The following is a 17,283-nucleotide window of genomic DNA, read 5'->3' as shown; positions in this document are numbered from 1 at the left end:
GGATCGGCGCCAAATCTGACGGGAGAACATCATGAAACTCGATATCAGGCGCCTGCTCTGCTTCACCGACCACAAGGAGGTCGAGGCCGGCCACCGGCACGACCAGCCGCTGCGCCGCGTCGCCGCCGTGGCCATCGTCGCCAATCCCTATGCCGGACGCTATGTCGAAGACCTCTCCGAGGCAATTGCCGCCAGTGTGGAGGTCGGCGCCGTGCTGGCCAAGCTCGCTGTCGAGGCGATGGGATCGTACAAGGTGGAAAGCTACGGCAAGGGCGGCGTCGTTGGCCTCGGCGGCGAACTCGAACATGCCAATGCGATGCTGACCACGACTTTCGCGACGCCGCTGCGCGAGGCCGTCGGCGGCGCCGAAGCGTGGATCCCCTCCTTCACCAAGCTCGCCGCCCCCGGCTGCCTGATTGACGTTCCCCTGGCGCACAAGGACGCGCTCTATGTCCGCTCGCATTACGACGGCGTCTCGGTGACGCTGCCACCCGATGCGCCTGCCACTGATGAAGTCGCGCTGATCGTCTGTCTCGCCAATCGCGGGCGGCTCAATGCGCGGGTCGGCGGGTTGAATGCGAGGGATATCGGCGGCAAGGACGGCTTGCGCTAGGCTGCGGCTTTGTGCGGCCTTGGACGGTCTTGAGATGCGGAGACGGGTATGAAAACGGCCATCGTCAATATCGGCACCATCGTCACCGGTGATCTCAAGGCGCCGTTCGCCGACGGCGACGGCATCCTGATGCAGGATGGCCGCATCAGCGAGATCGGCACGCTGTCATCGGACCAGGTCTCATCGGCCGATGTGGTGATCGACGCCGCCGGCACCACGGCGATTCCCGGCCTGATCGACAGCCATGTGCACATCACCTTCGGCGATTACACGCCAAGGCAGCGCGTGGTCGGCTATCTCGAAAGCTACGTGCATGGCGGCACGACGACGTCCATCACCGCGTCCGAAGTGCACGTCCCCGGACGCCCCAAGGATCCCGCCGGCGTCAAGGCACTGGCGCTGGCCGCCCGCGCCTGTTTCCTCGACTATCGCCCCGGCGGCATGCGCGTGCATGCCGGCTCGATCATCCTCGAGCCGGGACTGACAGAGGCCGATCTGGAAGAACTGGTCAAAGCGGGTCTGTGGCTCGCCAAGGCCGGCTTCGGCGCATTCGAGACACCATTCGACTATGCGCCCTTGATGCTCGCCGCACGCAAGCTCGGCATGGTCACCACCATGCATACCGGCGGCTCATCGATTCCCGGCTCATCGGGCATCTGGGCCGAACATGTACTGAAGTCCAATCCGAGCGTCTCGTTCCACGTCAATGGCGGACCGGTGGCGATGCCCGAAGCCGGCTTCGCGCGGCTCGTGAACGAAAGCGACATCGCGCTGCAGCTCTGCACCGCGGGCAATCTGCGCACCGCATTGCTGACGGCGAAACTGCTCGACGAGGCCGGGCAGCCGGAGCGGCTGCTGATCGCGACCGATACGCCGACCGGCAGCGGGATCATGCCGCTCGGCATGTTCTACACCATCAGCCATCTCGCCAGCCTCGGCGGCATGCCGCCCGAACAGGCGATCGCCGCGGCGACGGGGAACAATGCAACGGTCTATCGGCTCAACAGCGGATTTCTGAAGCCCAGCAAGGATGCCGACGTGGTGCTGATCGACGCCTGCGCCGGCGGCTCGCAGGACAATGCACTATCAGCGCTTGTGAATGGTGACGTGCCGGCGGTCAGCGCCGTGATCACCGACGGCGTGCCGCGCTTCGTCGGTCGCAGCCGGAACACGCCAGCGGGTATGCGGAATGTGCGCGTGGCGGAAACGAGATTGCCGCGGGATTTCTCAGGCGCCGCGGCGCATTGATCGGGATTGCAGGGAAGCAGCGGCACGCACCGTAGGCTCCCTCTCCCCGCATCTTGCGCGGGGAGAGGGGTGGGGTGAGGGGCAAGGCACAAGACCCGCCGCATTTAATCCCCCACAGATCGGCACGTTCTCCGAACTGCACATACTGCGCTTGCGTTGAACTCCGAGAATGGCCCCTCACCCGCCGCGAAGACGCGGCGACCTCTCCCCGCGCAGAGCGGGGAGAGGTTAAGGAAGCGACTGCGCTTTAGTTGCTGCCCTTGAACTCCGGCAGATCGTATTTCGCCGTCATCTTCTCCGCCATGCCCGCCGCGCGCTCCCAGTCATAGGTGCGGTAGCTATGGCCGCGGGTGACAAACTGAGCGCCGGCATAGAACATCTCATATTGCAGATGGCGCGAGGCGAATTCGGAGCCGACGGCGTCCCAGGTCAGCTTCAGCAGCTTGACGCGGTCCTGGCCCGACATCGCCGGCGAGATTTGCGTCAGCCCGATAATATCCGCGATTTCCGGATTGCTGAAATCATCCACCGAGGACGGCAGCATCAAGAGCGCACCACCGGCGAGTTCACGGATGGCGCTGATGATCTGCGGATACATCTCCTGCGACTGCACCTGTGCGGCGTAAAGCAGATGCTTGTTGGGGAGGAAGTAATCGCCGCGCATCGCGCCGCCGGCTTCCATGCCGAGCACCATGCCCTCGATCAGCGCCGCCTGCGAGGCGAGCTTGCCGAGCGTATCGACCACGGGCGGGAAATTGATGGTGCCGATGGTCTTGGCGATGCCGCGCGCAAGGCCGACCAGGAAGCGGAGCTTCACCGACAGGCGGATCTGCGCCTGATAGTTCTGATAGACATGAGCCGGCGTATCATGGAGCTGGGCGCGGCACATATCGGTGTTGCGCAGCAGGAACACGCGCTCCCACGGCACCTTCACGTCGTCGAAGAACACCAGTGCGTCGTTCTCGTCATAGCGATAGGCCAGCGGATTGTCGTATTCGTTTGGCGCATGGGCCTCGAACGATTTCCGCGACAGCATCTTGAGGCCCTTGGTGCCCATCGGCAGCGCGCAGGAGAAGGCCAGATGTTCCTCGCCAGGCCGCAGCGGCTGGCCGGAGCCGACGAAAATCTCGTTGGCCATGATGGCGCTCGTGGCGAACAGCTTGGCGCCGCGGATGGTGATGCCCGACGCATCCTCGTCGACAATGCGCGCGACCATGTCCTGCGCATTCTTGCCCTGATCGCCGAACGCCTTGGAGCGATCGCCCTGCACGTTGTTGATCACATAGGTCAGGAACAGGTCGCTCTTGCGGGCATAGTCGTACCAGTCGCGGAACGCCTGTGCGCGTTTCGGGTCGTAATTGTCGAACACCTCGATGCCCATCATCATGCCGGACATGGATGACGCCACGTGATCAGGCGAGCGGCCGAGGAAGCCGCCGGACAGTTCGGCCCATTCCACCAGCGCCTTGCGACGCTCGACCAGTTCCGCGTAGCTGGTCGGCAGTTGCCAGGCGCGATTGACGCGGCGGCCACCACCGACATCGAAGGTCATGCGTTCGATATTGGCGGGGTCGGCCTGATAGTCATACAGCGCGCCGGCCGAGGCGACCGCATGGCGATAGGCCGGATGGGTCGAGACGTCGTCGACCTTCTTGCCGTCGAGATAGACCGCACGGCCGTCGCGCACAGCGGCGACATGCTGGGCGCCAGTCTTGACGCCGGCAACTGCCGCCCCGGATCCAAATGCCTTGTTCATCACTCTTCTCCGTCACCTGCTGCCGGCCGCGTGCCGGTCATCACTATTAATAGCTATCATCCGAAGCTATTTTAAATCCGTTGTCAAGCGGACCTGTGGCATTCGCACACTTGCATCATTCGTCGCGATTGCAATTACCGCGCGAAGCCGCCAAGCTCGGGCAAGTTTTGATACATGGGATCATCACGTGGCCAAATCCGCAGCGCGCTCCACTTCGATCGGCAAATCAGTTGGCAAGGAGATCAGCAAGAAGCCTGCCACAGGCCGGCCGGCGTCCCGCGCTGCATTGACGGTCTCCCGTCCGGAGCTGCTGGTGGACGGTTCGGACGCCCAGTTCCGCCGCCTGGTCCACAGCCTGTTCGGCTTCCTTGTCCGCCACCAGACCTTGCGCGAAGGCCATGCCGCCGTCATCGGCCTCGCCGGCATCGAATACACGACCCTCATTTCGATCCGGCATCTGTCGGCGCAAGGCGACGTCCATGTGCGCGCCGTCGCCGATCACCTGCATCTGAGCGGCGCCTTCGTCACCACCGTGACCAACAAGCTCGAAACCAAAGGGCTGATCACCAAGACCTCGCACACCGGCGACCGCCGCCGCATCAGCCTCGTGGTGACACCGCATGGCGCCGAATTGCTGGAGCGGCTCGCGCCGACTCAAGCGCAGGTGAACGACGTGCAGTTCGGCTGCCTCGGCACCCGCGAATTCCACCAGTTGCTGGACATGGTGCAGCGGCTCGTCGATTCCAGCGACCGCGCCATTGCGTTGCAGCGTTATCTGGCCGACACCAATGTGAAGCAGCTCTCGCCCGAGGCTCAATCGATCGCCGTCGCCAAGCGCGGCAAGCCGCGCAAGGGCTGAATCCGGTCTGCAATCTGACCCGCGTCAGGACCGGCGGTTGCACCCGGCCAAGGCCCCGGGGATAGCCACTGCCCGCGCCGCCATTGCTGCGACAAAACGGCGCCCGTGCGCGCAGCCCCTGCCCGCCCAGGGGCGACACGGGAATCAGCCGCGACGCGCCCGCAACACCAAACACCCGTGAAACAGGCAATTGCGCGCATTCCCGCCAGCTTCGAATTGCTGCATTTCCGGGCCGCACTGCCGCATAAATTAGCTTCTTAAGAGAACTATTTTATAAAGATACTCAGAATGACGATTGTCAAAGCCTGAAATTTATTGGACGATCCGACCAACGCTGTCATTCCGCTGTCACAGCTGGCGATGGCACATGGCGTGCATAGAAATCTTTATCTGGATTATGCTGCGGATCACTGCAGCAAAAGCATCAGCAGAAGAGGACGATCGTCGATGTCACGGATCAAATCGAATTTGCCGCGCGTATTGGGCACAGTTGCCGCCGTCACGCTTTCCGCCATGGTTGGCGGTCAGGCATGGGCGCAGGAAATCGCCATCGGCGCGGTGGTGCCGAGCTCCGGTCCGTTCGCCGAGTGGGGCCGCAGCAACACCGTGACGCTGAAGATGCTGGAACAGCAGACCAACGATGCCGGCGGCATCAATGGCGCGAAGCTGAAGATCACGATTCTCGACGACGCCGCCAAGCCGGCGCAGGCCGCAAGCTCGCTGCGCAAACTGGCCGGCGACGAGAAGGTTCTTGCCGTGGCCGGCCCGCTGACCTCAAGCGCCGCCGAAGTGACCTTCCCGGTCGCCAATGAAATGAAGGTGGTCTCCACCTCGCAGGCCTCCTCGAAGCCGGGCGTGGCGAAGCTCAACCGTCCGTGGGCGTTCCGCAACACCATCGACGAAGGCGTTCTCGCCAAGACCACCGTGCCTTTCTACAAGAAGGCCTTCAACATCAAGACCGTCGCCGTGATCTTCGACGCCAAGGACGCCACGGCGTCCACCGTCGGCAAGGCGATCATGCCGGCTGTACTGAAGGCCAATGACATCATCGTCGCCAACGAGAACGATCTGCTGTCGTTCAACACCGGCGACCTCGACGTGTCAGCACAGGTCACCAAGCTGAAGGCCCTGAATCCCGACGGCGTCGTTGTCAGCGCCGATTACAGCCAGGCCATCACCGTGCTGCGCGAGATGAAGCGCCAGGGTCTGATCAAGCCGGTGGTCGGCGCCACCCAATTGATCTCGTCAGCGATTCTCAAGGCTGCGCCGGAAATCCCGGTGATCGCGCCCGCGACCTTCTATGCCACCATGACAGGCCCGGCACCCGAGAAATTCACGGCCACCCTGACGCCGCTGCTGCGCAAGGAATCGGGCCTGCCGAAGGACATCGAGCCCTCGATGTATGACGCCAACATCTACGAGATCGTCTCGATGTATATCGACGCGATCAAGAAGACTGGCGTCACCGGCAAGCCGGCCGATCTCGAAGCCGACCGCACCAAGATCCGCGATCACCTTGCCAAGCTCGAAGGCTTCGCCGGTCTCGGCGGCCCGATCGGCTTCAATGACGACGGCGACGCGATCAAGGCCTTCTACGTGCTGCAGGGCCAGAACGGTGCCTGGGACACCAAGGTCAAGGGCTGCAGCTCGGCGCCCGGCCACCCGGCCTGCTGATCTCTCACATGATCCACGCCGCTGCGGCCGGGAAGTCCTCCCGGCCGCAGTCATGATGACGACCACCTGATTTAACGATTGCGATTCCCATGCTGATACAGCAACTCGTCAACGGCCTGACGCTCGGAGCGGTCTATACGCTTCTGGCGCTGTCGTTCTCGCTCGTGATGGGCATTCTCGGCATTCTCAATCTCGCGATTGCCGAACTGTTCATGATCGGCGGCTATCTCGGTTTCACGCTGATCACCGCAGGCTTCCCGCTTCCGGTCGCCGTGCTCGGCGGCATGCTCGGCGCAGCCGTGATCGCCATTGCCATCGAGAAGATCGGCTACCAGCCGCTGCGCGACGCGCCGCTGGTGACGCCGATGCTGTCGACGCTGGGTTTCTCGATCATCCTGCAGAACGTCGCCACCAACATCTGGGGCTCGGATCCTGCCCAGCTCCCCGACGAATATTTCGGCAAGCAATACGCGCTCGGCCCGGTCAATATCGGCGAGATGCAGCTGATCGTTCTCGTCGCCACCGTCGTGCTGGTCGCGCTGGTCGCCTATATCGTGCAGAAGACCCCGATGGGCCGCGCGCTGCGCGCCGTCGCCGAGAACCGTGAAGTCGCAAGAATCCTGGGCGTCTCCGCTGACCGCCTGACCATGCTGGCCTTCATCCTGTCGGGCTCGCTCGCCGGCGTCGCCGGCGTTTTGATCGCCCTGCATTACGGCACCATCACGCCCTATCTCGGCGTCGAGATCGGCCTCAAGGCCATCGCCGTGATGGTGATCGGCGGCACGCGCCAGATCTGGGGCGCGCTCGTCGCGGGTCCCTTGATCGGCATCGCCGAAGTGCTGACCGTCGCTTACGGCGGCTCGCAGGTGCGCGACTTCGTCGTCTACGGCTTCATGATTTTGATTCTGTTGCTGCGTCCGCAGGGCCTGCTCGGCGGCGCACGGTCCGATCAGGGGCAGCGCGTCTGATGTCGACCTATTACGCAAGCCTGCTCGCCGAGTCCGGCATACTCCTGCTGGGCGCACTCAGCGTCTATATTATCCTCGCCACCGGCCAGCTCTCGCTCGGCAACGGCGCCTTCATGGGGATCGGCGCGTATCTGTCGTCGTATCTCACCGTCGCGCTGAACGTACCGCTGACCCTCGCACTGGTGATTTCGGCCATCGCCGCGGGCATCATCGGCGCCATCGTTGCCTTCCCCGCGCTGCGCCTCAAAGGCATCTATCTCGCCATGGCCACCGTCGGCTTCGGCGAAATGGTGCGCAGCTTCTTCCTCAATTTCGACGCCATGGGCGGCTCCGGCGGCTATCGCGGCATGCAGCACATCTCGGTCGGCTATGTCTGGCTGTGGGCCGGCGGCATCCTGATCGCCGTGATGCTGCTGGAGCGCTCGCGCGTCTGGCTGGAAATGCAGGCGGTGCATGATGATGAAACGGCCGCGGGCCTGATCGGACTCAACACCACCGTAACCAAGATCGGCGCCTTCGGTGTCGGCGCCGCCGTGGCCGCCATCTCCGGCGGATTGTTCGCGCATCACAATGTCTATATCGAGCCGGCCAATTTCGGCTTCGATCGCTCGATCGAATTCGTGCTGGCCGTGATCCTCGGCGGCTCCACCGTCGGACCGGGCTCGCTGGTCGGCTCTCTCCTTCTGGTGTTCCTGCCTGAATTCCTCCGCCCCATCGCCGACTGGCGGCTCGCTGCCTTCGGCACGCTGCTGATCGTCGTGCTGCTGGTACGGCGTCAGGGCATTCTCGATCGCTCGCTGATCCGCACACTGACCTTCCGGAGGGCCGCGGCATGAGCACGCCCCTGCTTCAACTCACCGGCGTCACCAAGACGTTCGGCGGCATCCATGCGCTGTCCGGCATGGTCTGCGAAGTGCCGGAAGGCAAGATCGTCGGCGTGATCGGCCCGAACGGCGCCGGCAAGACGACTTTGTTCAACACCATCACCGGCGCCTATCGCGCCGATGCCGGCGAAGTGAAACTCAAGGGCGTCGACGTCACGCAGTGGCCGTCCTATCGCATCGTGCGCGAGGGCATCGCCCGTACCTTCCAGAACATCCGGCTGTTCGGCAGCATGACGGTCTGGGAGCATCTGCTGGTGGCGCAGCCGCATAGCGAAAGCGCGTGGCGGCGTCTGCTGCCGATCTCCTGGGCCAATCCGGCGGCGCAGGAACGCGCCGAGGAAGTGATGGCGTTCTTCGGCCTTACCGAACTGCGCGACCGCCCGGCGAAATCGCTGCCCTACGGCATCCAGCGCAAGGTGGAGATGGCGCGCGCCGTCACCGCCAGGCCGAAGCTACTGCTGCTGGATGAGCCCGTCGCCGGCATGAATCATGACGAGGCCGAGGAGATCCGCGCGCTGATGATCCGCTTGCGCGACACCGGCCTCACCATTCTCCTGATCGAACACGACATGAATTTCGTGATGCGGCTCTGCGACTATCTCTATGTCCTCGATTTTGGCGTGCTGATCGCCGAAGGCAAGCCCGAGGAAGTGCGCACCAACCCGGTTGTCCTCGACGCCTATCTCGGAAAGGACGACTGATGCTCACGATCCGTGGTCTGCAGGTCCGCTACGGCGCCATCACCGCCGTGCGCGGCGTCGATCTCGATATCAAGCAGGGCGAAATCGTGGCTTTGCTCGGCGCCAATGGCGCCGGCAAGAGCACCATCGCGCGGTCCATTGCGGGACTTCTCCCGTTCCAGGGCGACATCACCTATCAGGGCGAGAAGCTCATGCCGAATGCGGCCGAAAAGAACCTCCGCCGCGGCATCGCGCTTGTGCCGGAAGGCCGCGGCATTCTGGCCCGCATGACGGTCTATGAAAATCTGCTGATGGGCATCTACACCCGCAGCGACAAGTCTGCGGCGATGGCCGATGTGGAAAAGATGCTCGAGCGCTTCCCGATTCTCGGCAAGCGCCGTGACGGTCTTGCAAGCCTGCTCTCGGGCGGCGAACAGCAGATGCTGGCCATCGGACGTGCACTGCTGTCGAAGCCGAAGCTGCTGCTGCTCGACGAGCCCTCGCTCGGCCTCGCGCCGCTGATGACCGATACGCTGTTCAAGATGATTGCGCAGTTCCGCGACGAAGGACTGACCGTGCTGCTGGTCGAGCAGAAGGCGCGGCAGACGCTGAAGATCGTCGACCGGGCCTATCTGCTGGAGACCGGCCGCGTTGTGACCTCAGGCACGGCGCAGGCGTTGATCAATGATCCGACGGTGTCGGATGCGTTTTTGGGTGGGCCGCACTAACGCAGTACTTGTCTTAGCCACACTCTGTCATTCCGGGGCGCGGCCGACTCTTGTCGGACGCGAGCCTGGAATCCCGAGATAGTTGAAACGCCGGGGAGCCAAACACTCCGGGATTCCGGGTTCGCGAACTACGTTCGCGTCCCGGAATGACGAGTGTGAGGCGCTACGCCCCGTACCGCGCCAGCACCGGCCAGGTCTCGACGCCATTGTTGTGCCCGACCACATGATACGCCGCGTGCAAATTCACCGTGGGATCGCAATGCGTGGTCAGCAGCAATACGCGGCTGCCGAGCTTCGGCGCGGTGCTGCCCTCCGGCATGGTGATCATGCCATGCTCGTCGCCGCCGAAGCGATAGGTCGAGCCTTCCGGGGCGCCGATCATCAGTGACGGCACCGGACCGTTGAAGGCCATCGCCTTGACGCCGGCATCGACGGTAAATTCGCCGGCGCGATTGACCGACGTGACCGTCGCGAGAATGAACAGACTTGGCTCGTAAGGCAGCGCACCACCCTCGTGCTCCAGCCTGCCGTAGTCGGAATCCATGAATACATAGGAGCCGACCTGCAACTCGGTGAAAGTGCCCGTTGCATCATAGGCACAAGCTCCAGTGCCACTGCCGGTGACGATCTCCGCCTTGATGCCGGCTTCCGTCAGCACATGCAGATGCTCGTCGAGCATCGCGCGCACGCGCGCAGCACCTGCCCTGCGCTCCTGCGAGTCGATCACGTGCTGCACATGACCGGCAAAGCCCTGGATGCCGCCGAATGTCATGCCCGGCGTGGCTTCGATCAGTTGCGCCAGCGCGAGTGTCGATGCTGTGTCAACGACACCGGTGCGGCGCTGGCCGACATCGATATCGATCAGCACCTGCAGCGGACGGCTGCCGGCATCAAGCAATTCATGCAGCACGTGAATCTGGTCGGCGTGATCGACGACGATGCTGATATCGGATTGGTCGGCGACAGCGGCCAAACGCGCGAGCTTCGGTCGGTCGGCCACCGGCGTGGTCAGCAACAGCCCTGTGATGCCAGCCTGCGCAAAGGCCTCGATCTCGGCGACCGTCGCGCAGGAAATGCCGACAGCGCCAGCCTCGATCTGCAACTGTGCGATGCGTGTGGACTTGTGGGTCTTGGCATGCGGGCGAAGCGCAACGCCATGCGCTTTGGCGAAGTCGGCCATGGCCGTGATGTTGCGCTGAAGAGCAGACGCATCCAGCACCAGCGCAGGCGTCTGGATATCGGCGAAGGCCGGCAGATTGGGATCGAGCATGTTTGGCATCACAGCAACTTCGCGCCGAAGTTCTTCGCCGGGTCCATTTCGGCAGCGAGCTTGCCTGACGGCGTCGCGGCCCTGCCGCCCTCGCGCAGCATCAGGCGTCCCTCGCCCGGTTTGCTATTGAACGTATTGCCATCGACCAGCACTCGGCCGCGCAACAACACCTTTTCGGGCCAGCCGATGACGGTGCGGCCGGAGAACGGCGAGAAGCCGGCGAGATCGTGCATCATCTCGTCCGATAGTGTGACCTTGCGGACGGGATCCCAGATCGCGATGTCGGCATCGTTGCCGATGGCGATCGAGCCCTTCTTCGGCAGGTTGTAGATCTGCGCCGGCGCGGTCGATGTGAGCTCGACGAATTTCGACAGGCCGAGACGCCCTTTCGACACCATGGCGTCGAACAGCAGCGGCAGGCGCACTTCGAGGCCAGGCAGGCCGTTGGCGACCTGCTTGAAGGTCGGATTCGGGCCGGCGCGGAGCTTGCCGGTCTCGTCATAGCGATAGGGCGCGTGATCCGACGAGATCAGTTGCAGATCGCCGAGGGCCAGCGCGTGCCACAGCGCTTCCTGATCGTCCGTGGTGCGCGCCGGCGGGCTACACATCCACTTCGCGCCTTCGGCGCCGGGCTTGTCCATGTCCTCGGCGGTGAGGAACAGATATTGCGGGCAGGTCTCGGCGAAAATCTTGACGCCGCGGCCGCGCGCCTCGCGGATCACGGCGGCGCCTTCGCGGGTCGAGACGTGGAAGATCATCACCGGCTGATCGAGCAATTCGCTGAACGCAATCAGCCGCGTGAAGGCTTCGGATTCCGACACGCGCGCATGGCTGACAGCGTGATATTTCGGCGCGGTATAGCCCTTGTCGATCAGGCGCTTCACCATCCAGGCGATGACGCCGTGGTTCTCCGCGTGAACGCAGACCAGCGCTTTGGCTTCGCGCGCTGCGGCGAGAATATCCAGCAACTTCTCGTCATCGACCTTGAGCCGGTCATAGGTCATGAAGATCTTGATCGAGGAATGGCCTTCCCTGACCAGCGCCGGAATATCCTCGGCGATGACCTTGTCGGTGACGTCGGAGACGATGATGTGGAAGGCGTAGTCGATCATTGCGCCCTTCTTCGCCAGCGCCGTGTAATCGGTGACGACCTCGCGCACATCCATGCCGACATGCTGGGCGGCGAAAGAAATCACGCTGGTGGTGCCGCCAAAGGCCGCGGACCGCGTCGCGCTCTCGAAAGTGTCGGCATTCATGATGCCGGCGGCGGAGAGCTGCTCGATATGGGCATGGGCATCGACGCCGCCCGGTAGCACCAGCTTGCCTGTTGCATCGATCTCCGTCTTGCCGGCTGCAAGCCCGCTGCCCAATGCCACGATGGTCTCGCCTGTAATACCGACATCGGCGGCAAATACATCGCTCGATGTGGCGACAGTGCCACCGCGGATTACGAGGTCGTAGACGGGATCGGACAAGGGCAGAACTCCAGGGATGAGATCGGATATGCGAACATTTTACAGGCTTTGAGGATGCGCACTTTCCGGTAATACTGCTGTCCTGACAAGGAGCCGAATATGCAGCCCCGCAAGAAGATTCTGGTGGTCAATCCGAACAGCAATCCGCAGGTGACGCGCAACCTCGCGGAGGCGTTGCAACCGGTGATGTTCGAGGCCGGACCCGAGATCGAATGCGTCACGCTGGCGGAAGGACCATTGGGCGTGCAGACGCAGGCCGATCTCGAAAGCGTCACGATACCTCTGAGCCGGCTGGTGGCAGCGGACAATTCGGCCGATGCCTTCGTCATCGCCTGCTATTCCGATCCCGGCCTGCATGTCTGCCGCGAGGCGACGCAGCGCCCTGTCTTCGGCATCGCCGAATCCGGCGTGCTGACCGCGCTGTCACGCGGCGACCGCTTCGGCGTCATCGCGGTGGCGCAGGGCTCGATCGGCCGGCACATGCGTTATCTCCGCCAGATGTGCCTGATGGATCGCTTCGCCGGCGAACGTCCGCTCAACATGAGTGTGGCGGAAGCGGCCTCCGGCGATGACACGCTGGCGCGCATGATCAAGGTCGGCCGCCAGTTGAAGGACGAAGACGGCGCCAACGCCGTGGTCATGGGCTGCGCCGGCATGTCGCGTCATCGCAGCGCGCTCGAGGATGCGCTCGGCATTCCGGTGATCGATCCGACCCAAGCTGCGGTGAGCATGGCCATTGGCACGGTGATGTTTCAGTAAGTTTGAGCTCCGGCAGTGAGCTCCCTCTCCCCGCACTGCGCGGGGAGAGGGTCGGGGTGAGGGGCGAGGCACGAACTCAGCCTTAACTCTACAGCAAGTGAACTGCTCGACGATCGACACGAGAATCCGACATTAACGCAACTGCGGTGAACCGCCCCTCACCCGCCGCGAAGACGCGGCGACCTCTCCCCGCCTAGCGAAGCTTCGCTTCGCCCGGGAAGCGGGGAGAGGTTAGGTCAGCGCTTCTCGTCGATTTAAGAGCGTCACTTACTCCGGCGGCAGGACCACGCCGGTCTGGCTGGTGATCCGGCCATAGTGCTCGATGCGGCGGTGACGCTTGAAGTCGAAGATCGTGTCCTTGCCAAACTTCGTGTCGTCGAGATCGACGGTGCAGACCAGCAGCTCATCGCCTTCGGTCTTGGCTTCGGCGAGAATGACGCCATTGGGATCGACGATCAGCGAGCCGCCGATCAGGGGATGACCGTCTTCATCGCCGGCCTTGGCGACCGCGACGACGAAGGTCGAGTTCTGATAGGCGCCGGCCTGCACCGACAGGCGATTGTGAAACAGGCGCTGCTCCGGGCCCTCGACCGACTTCTGCGAATTCACCGACGGCGTGTTGTAGCCGAGCACGATCATCTCGACTCCCTGCAGGCCCATCACGCGATAGGATTCCGGCCAGCGGCGATCGTTGCACACCATCATGCCGAAGATGCCGCCCAGCGCGCGGAACACGGGAAAGCCAAGGTCGCCCGGTTCGAAATAACGCTTTTCCAGATGCTGGAACGCACGCTCGGTGTCGAATTCGACATGTCCGGGCAGATGCACCTTGCGATATTTGCCGACGATCTTGCCGGTCTTGTCGGTGAGGATCTGGGTGTTGAAGTGATGGCCGTCGGGCGTCAGTTCGGCGTAACCGATCGACAGCGCGATACCGGCCTTGGCGGCGGCATCGAACAGCGGCTGAGTCGCGGCGTTCGGCATTTCCGACTCGAACCAGGTGTCGACCTCCTTCTGATCGGTCATGTACCAGCGCGGGAAAAATGTCGTCAGCGCCAGTTCCGGGTAGACGACGAGGTCGGCGCCCTTCCCCTTGGCTTCGTCCAGCAGCGCCAGCATGCGCTTGACCACAGCCTCGCGGCTTTCGGCTTTCTGAATCGGGCCCAATTGGGCAGCGGCGACGGTAAGCTTACGCATAAAATTATCCGGGTTCGAGTTGCGTGCGGTTTGTACCAGAACCGAAAGCAATGATCGAGCCAACACGAGGCCCTTCCGGCACGGTTGGGACCGGGCGGCCCAGACACGCCTGATCCGGGCCTTCGCCCCCATGACTCATTTGGTCCGGAACACAACACGATTGATCCGGTTGTGCTGACACCTGATGCCCTCGTCCAAACATTGGAAAAATCATGAAACGCCGCACCCTTATTGCCGCGAGCCTGTTGCTCGTGTCCTCCGCCCTCGCCCCAGCCGTTTACGCGCAGTCCGTCGGCGAAAAGACGGGAGTCAATTCCGTTCTCGGTGTCAGCCCGAGCACCCCTGATTTCGTCAAGCAGGTCGCGATCAGCGACATGTTCGAGATCCAGTCCAACACGCTCGCGGAAAGCAAGGGAAATGCCGCCGAGAAATCCTTTGCAGCCATGATGGTGAAAGATCACACCAAGACCAGCACCGAGCTGAAGGCGATGGTCAGCAGCGGCAAGGTTAAGGCCGAACTTCCGGCAGCGCTCGACAGCGCGCATCAAAGCAAGCTCGACAAGTTGAAGGAACAAAGCGGCGCTGACTTCAGCAAGAACTTCAATTCGGTCCAGGTCGACGCCCACAAGGACGCGGTTGATCTGTTCGAGCGCTACGCCAAAAGCGGCGACAATGCCGAATTGAAGGACTGGGCCGAAAAGACGCTGCCGGCGCTGAAGCATCACCTCGAAATGGCGCAGAACCTCGGCAAGTAGCGCCTGCTCAACGCCGAACTCCCTGAGGCCCGCGAACGCAATCGCGGGCCCTTCTCCCGGTAACTTCTGCGAGACATCCCATGGCCAAATCATCAATGCCCAAAAGCGGCACCACCAATGCAACGATTCACGATCAGACGCTCATTCGCGGTGAAGGCGGCGAACTCCATCAGATAGCCGGACCAGATGACGCGTTGCTGACGACCGCCCAGGGCGGCCCAGTTTTCGACGATCAAAACTCGCTCAAGGCCGGATCGCGCGGACCGACATTGCTCGAGGATTTTCACTTTCGTGAAAAGATCTTCCATTTCGATCACGAACGGATTCCCGAGCGCGTGGTGCATGCACGCGGTTACGCGGCGCACGGCTTCTTCGAAAATTACGGTTCACTGGCCAAGCATACCCGCGCAGATCTGTTTCAGCGCGCAGGCGAGCGAACCCCCGCCTTCGTTCGATTCTCGACGGTCGCGGGCAGCAAGGGCTCGTTCGACCTCGCACGCGACGTGCGCGGCTTTGCCGTCAAAATCTATACCCAAGAGGGCAACTGGGACCTGGTCGGCAACAACATCCCGGTGTTCTTCATCCAGGATGCAATCAAGTTTCCCGATCTGGTCCATGCCGTGAAGGAAGAGCCCGACAGCGCCTTCCCTCAGGCGCAGTCGGCGCATGACAACTTCTGGGATTTCATTTCGCTGACGCCCGAAAGCATGCACATGGTCATGTGGCAGATGTCGGACCGAACGATTCCCCGCTCTTTCCGCTTCATGGAGGGGTTCGGCGTCCATACGTTCCGCTTCGTAAACGCCAAGGACGAATCGACCTTCGTCAAATTCCACTGGAAGCCGAAGCTCGGTCTGCAATCGGTGCTGTGGAACGAGGCCGTCAAGATCAACGGCGCCGATCCGGATTTTCATCGCCGCGACTTGTGGAGCGCTATCCAGTCCGGCGACTATCCCGAATGGGAGCTGCGGGTGCAGCTGTTCAACAACGAGTTTGCTGACAAATTCGATTTCGACGTGCTCGACCCCACCAAGATCATCCCCGAAGAACTCGTGCCCCCGATCGCTATCGGCCGTCTGGTGCTGGACCGCATGCCGGACAATTTCTTTGCTGAGACCGAGCAGGTCGCGTTCATGACGCAGAATGTTCCGCCCGGCATCGACTTCACCAATGACCCGCTGCTGCAAGGCCGCAACTTCTCCTATCTGGATACACAGCTGAAGCGGCTCGGCAGTCCGAACTTCACCCATATCCCGATCAATGCTCCGAAATGTCCGTTCGGACATTTCCAGCAGGATGGGCACATGGCCATGCGCAACCCGGTCGGTCGCGTCAACTACCAGCCAAATTCGTTCGGCGTAGGCCCGCGCGAGTCAACCGCCAAAGGCTTCAAGACATTTGCTGACATAGAGCAAGGCGCGAAGCGTCGGCTGCGCGCGGAGAGCTTTACGGATCACTACAGCCAGGCACGGCAGTTCTTCATCAGCCAGACCAGGGGCGAGCAACACCATATTGCCGCAGCGCTGACTTTCGAATTAAGCAAAGTGAAGACACCGGTGATCCGCGAGCGCATGGTCGCGCATCTCCTGAACATCGATGAAGGACTGGCCAACAGGGTCGGCACCATGCTGGGTCTTCCGACGATGCCGAAGCCTGCTGACGCGGCGATGCCCACGCGGCAGGATCTGGCGGAGTCGCCAGCGCTCAGCATTGTCGCAAATGGCCCGCAGCGTTTCGAGGGCCGCAAGCTCGGCATCCTCGTCACCGACGGGGTCGATGCCAAGCTGCTTGCCGCCCTGCAAGGCGCGGTGACGGAGGCCGGCGCAACATACGAGATCATTGCGCCAAAGGTGAACGGGGTTGAAGCCAGCGATGGCAGCCTGGTCGCCGCCGACCAGATGATCGATGGTGGCCCGTCCGTTCTCTATGACGCAGTCGCCTTGCTCCCGGCTGAAGCCGGAATCGACGACCTCTTGCAGGAATCAACCGCCCGCGACTTCGTCAACGACGCCTTTGCCCACTGCAAGTTTATCGGACATTCCGAGGCTGCCGAGCGGTTGTTCGCCAAAGTGGGAATCGCGGACGACCTCGATGAAGGCGTCGTTGCGCTGGGCAGCGCCGACGACGTGGCGGGCTTCATGGACAAGCTGGCCAAGCTGCGGCTCTGGAGCCGCGAACCGAGCGTCAAGATGCGCTGAAGCATGCAGTTGCCCGCCCTGTGTGCGGGCCGGCATAACTTTTGAGCAAAGCTTTCAGATCGAAGCAATGGCGCGGCATTTTATGCTGCGCCATTGCCATGTCTTGCAAGAATTCTCTGAGCCGCCGCAGCATTAGGGAATGACTTGGCCGCCGGTTATGCCCTAGGTTGCGTGGGCTATGCGCTGGTTCCATCTGCGCAGGCACGACGCAGGAGACTT

Annotated in this window: 15 protein-coding genes; 11 read left to right on the top strand and 4 right to left on the bottom strand. The window is 62.6% G+C overall.

The window, feature by feature from the left end; all coding sequences use genetic code 11:
* Positions 1 to 31 precede the first annotated feature (31 nt).
* Both AB8A50_RS29040 and AB8A50_RS29035 read left to right on the top strand, forming a co-directional pair.
* Positions 32 to 613, top strand: a complete 582-nt coding sequence (locus AB8A50_RS29040; RefSeq protein ID WP_439079765.1) for an amino acid synthesis family protein — start codon at positions 32 to 34, stop codon at positions 611 to 613.
* 48 nt (positions 614 to 661) lie between these two features.
* The gene (locus tag AB8A50_RS29035; protein ID WP_439079764.1) at positions 662 to 1,861 is read left to right on the top strand and encodes an amidohydrolase family protein; all 1,200 of its coding nucleotides are present in this window, start codon (positions 662 to 664) and stop codon (positions 1,859 to 1,861) included.
* A 247-nt stretch (positions 1,862 to 2,108) separates the two neighbouring features.
* On the opposite strand, the gene AB8A50_RS29030 is transcribed toward AB8A50_RS29035, so the two are convergent.
* On the bottom strand, positions 2,109 to 3,617 hold the full coding sequence (locus AB8A50_RS29030; protein WP_439079763.1) for a 4-hydroxyphenylacetate 3-hydroxylase family protein: 1,509 nt from the start codon (positions 3,615 to 3,617) through the stop codon (positions 2,109 to 2,111).
* 187 nt (positions 3,618 to 3,804) lie between these two features.
* On the opposite strand from AB8A50_RS29030, the gene AB8A50_RS29025 reads away from it, so the two are divergent.
* The 6 genes from AB8A50_RS29025 to AB8A50_RS29000 all read left to right on the top strand — a co-directional run bounded on the left by AB8A50_RS29025 (position 3,805) and on the right by AB8A50_RS29000 (position 9,410).
* Positions 3,805 to 4,476 (top strand): MarR family winged helix-turn-helix transcriptional regulator, encoded by a 672-nt coding sequence (locus AB8A50_RS29025; protein WP_158596773.1) that lies wholly within the window; start codon positions 3,805 to 3,807, stop codon positions 4,474 to 4,476.
* Between the two features lie 447 nt (positions 4,477 to 4,923).
* Entirely contained in the window at positions 4,924 to 6,150 is a 1,227-nt protein-coding gene (locus AB8A50_RS29020) for an ABC transporter substrate-binding protein (protein ID WP_439079762.1), read from the top strand.
* Between the two features lie 89 nt (positions 6,151 to 6,239).
* Entirely contained in the window at positions 6,240 to 7,118 is an 879-nt protein-coding gene (locus tag AB8A50_RS29015) for a branched-chain amino acid ABC transporter permease (RefSeq protein WP_068738539.1), read from the top strand.
* Entirely contained in the window at positions 7,118 to 7,954 is an 837-nt protein-coding gene (locus AB8A50_RS29010) for a branched-chain amino acid ABC transporter permease (RefSeq protein ID WP_175366874.1), read from the top strand. The genes AB8A50_RS29015 and AB8A50_RS29010 overlap by 1 nt, the downstream gene beginning before the upstream one ends.
* Entirely contained in the window at positions 7,951 to 8,703 is a 753-nt protein-coding gene (locus AB8A50_RS29005) for an ABC transporter ATP-binding protein (RefSeq protein ID WP_439079761.1), read from the top strand. The genes AB8A50_RS29010 and AB8A50_RS29005 overlap by 4 nt, the downstream gene beginning before the upstream one ends.
* A complete protein-coding gene (locus AB8A50_RS29000) occupies positions 8,703 to 9,410 on the top strand; it encodes an ABC transporter ATP-binding protein (protein WP_439079760.1) in 708 nt (235 codons plus the stop codon). The genes AB8A50_RS29005 and AB8A50_RS29000 overlap by 1 nt, the downstream gene beginning before the upstream one ends.
* Positions 9,411 to 9,573: 163 nt before the next feature.
* Here the strand turns inward: AB8A50_RS29000 and AB8A50_RS28995 are convergent, their stop codons facing one another.
* Positions 9,574 to 10,689: a DSD1 family PLP-dependent enzyme gene (locus AB8A50_RS28995; protein ID WP_439079759.1), complete on the bottom strand. Its 1,116-nt coding sequence runs from the start codon at positions 10,687 to 10,689 to the stop codon at positions 9,574 to 9,576.
* The gene (gene hydA, locus AB8A50_RS28990) at positions 10,689 to 12,155 is read right to left on the bottom strand and encodes a dihydropyrimidinase (protein WP_439079758.1); all 1,467 of its coding nucleotides are present in this window, start codon (positions 12,153 to 12,155) and stop codon (positions 10,689 to 10,691) included. Before hydA ends, AB8A50_RS28995 begins: the two co-directional genes overlap by 1 nt.
* 99 nt (positions 12,156 to 12,254) lie before the next feature.
* Between hydA and AB8A50_RS28985 the strand changes: the two genes are divergently transcribed.
* On the top strand, positions 12,255 to 12,914 hold the full coding sequence (locus tag AB8A50_RS28985; protein WP_170849729.1) for an aspartate/glutamate racemase family protein: 660 nt from the start codon (positions 12,255 to 12,257) through the stop codon (positions 12,912 to 12,914).
* Positions 12,915 to 13,181: 267 nt separating this feature from the next.
* Here AB8A50_RS28985 and AB8A50_RS28980 read toward each other — a convergent pair whose 3' ends face one another.
* On the bottom strand, positions 13,182 to 14,111 hold the full coding sequence (locus AB8A50_RS28980) for an N-carbamoyl-D-amino-acid hydrolase (protein ID WP_120288796.1): 930 nt from the start codon (positions 14,109 to 14,111) through the stop codon (positions 13,182 to 13,184).
* A 212-nt stretch (positions 14,112 to 14,323) separates the two neighbouring features.
* Between AB8A50_RS28980 and AB8A50_RS28975 the strand changes: the two genes are divergently transcribed.
* Positions 14,324 to 14,866 carry a DUF4142 domain-containing protein gene (locus tag AB8A50_RS28975; RefSeq protein WP_089268047.1) on the top strand — a complete coding sequence of 181 codons (543 nt, stop codon included), beginning with the start codon at positions 14,324 to 14,326 and terminating at the stop codon, positions 14,864 to 14,866.
* 80 nt (positions 14,867 to 14,946) lie between these two features.
* Positions 14,947 to 17,064: a catalase gene (locus AB8A50_RS28970; protein WP_439079757.1), complete on the top strand. Its 2,118-nt coding sequence runs from the start codon at positions 14,947 to 14,949 to the stop codon at positions 17,062 to 17,064.
* The last annotated feature ends 219 nt before the right edge of the window (positions 17,065 to 17,283 follow it).

This window comes from Tardiphaga sp. 841_E9_N1_2, assembly GCF_051811065.1.
GTDB classification, from domain to species: Bacteria; Pseudomonadota; Alphaproteobacteria; order Rhizobiales; family Xanthobacteraceae; genus Tardiphaga; species Tardiphaga robiniae.
Note: the sequence above shows the minus strand (reverse complement) of the source record. Positions and strands in the feature narration are given on the sequence as shown.

Excerpts from the sequence above, each read along its gene's own strand:
- AB8A50_RS29010 (WP_175366874.1), top strand. The coding sequence starts at position 7,118 with ATGTCGACCTATTACGCAAGCCTGCTCGCCGAGTCCGGCATACTCCTG.
- AB8A50_RS29040 (WP_439079765.1), top strand. The coding sequence starts at position 32 with ATGAAACTCGATATCAGGCGCCTGCTCTGCTTCACCGACCACAAGGAG.
- AB8A50_RS28995 (WP_439079759.1), bottom strand. The coding sequence starts at position 10,689 with ATGCCAAACATGCTCGATCCCAATCTGCCGGCCTTCGCCGATATCCAG.
- AB8A50_RS29005 (WP_439079761.1), top strand. The coding sequence starts at position 7,951 with ATGAGCACGCCCCTGCTTCAACTCACCGGCGTCACCAAGACGTTCGGC.
- AB8A50_RS29015 (WP_068738539.1), top strand. The coding sequence starts at position 6,240 with ATGCTGATACAGCAACTCGTCAACGGCCTGACGCTCGGAGCGGTCTAT.
- AB8A50_RS29035 (WP_439079764.1), top strand. The coding sequence starts at position 662 with ATGAAAACGGCCATCGTCAATATCGGCACCATCGTCACCGGTGATCTC.
- AB8A50_RS28980 (WP_120288796.1), bottom strand. The coding sequence starts at position 14,111 with ATGCGTAAGCTTACCGTCGCCGCTGCCCAATTGGGCCCGATTCAGAAA.
- AB8A50_RS28975 (WP_089268047.1), top strand. The coding sequence starts at position 14,324 with ATGAAACGCCGCACCCTTATTGCCGCGAGCCTGTTGCTCGTGTCCTCC.
- AB8A50_RS29020 (WP_439079762.1), top strand. The coding sequence starts at position 4,924 with ATGTCACGGATCAAATCGAATTTGCCGCGCGTATTGGGCACAGTTGCC.
- AB8A50_RS28970 (WP_439079757.1), top strand. The coding sequence starts at position 14,947 with ATGGCCAAATCATCAATGCCCAAAAGCGGCACCACCAATGCAACGATT.
- AB8A50_RS28985 (WP_170849729.1), top strand. The coding sequence starts at position 12,255 with ATGCAGCCCCGCAAGAAGATTCTGGTGGTCAATCCGAACAGCAATCCG.
- AB8A50_RS29000 (WP_439079760.1), top strand. The coding sequence starts at position 8,703 with ATGCTCACGATCCGTGGTCTGCAGGTCCGCTACGGCGCCATCACCGCC.
- AB8A50_RS29030 (WP_439079763.1), bottom strand. The coding sequence starts at position 3,617 with ATGAACAAGGCATTTGGATCCGGGGCGGCAGTTGCCGGCGTCAAGACT.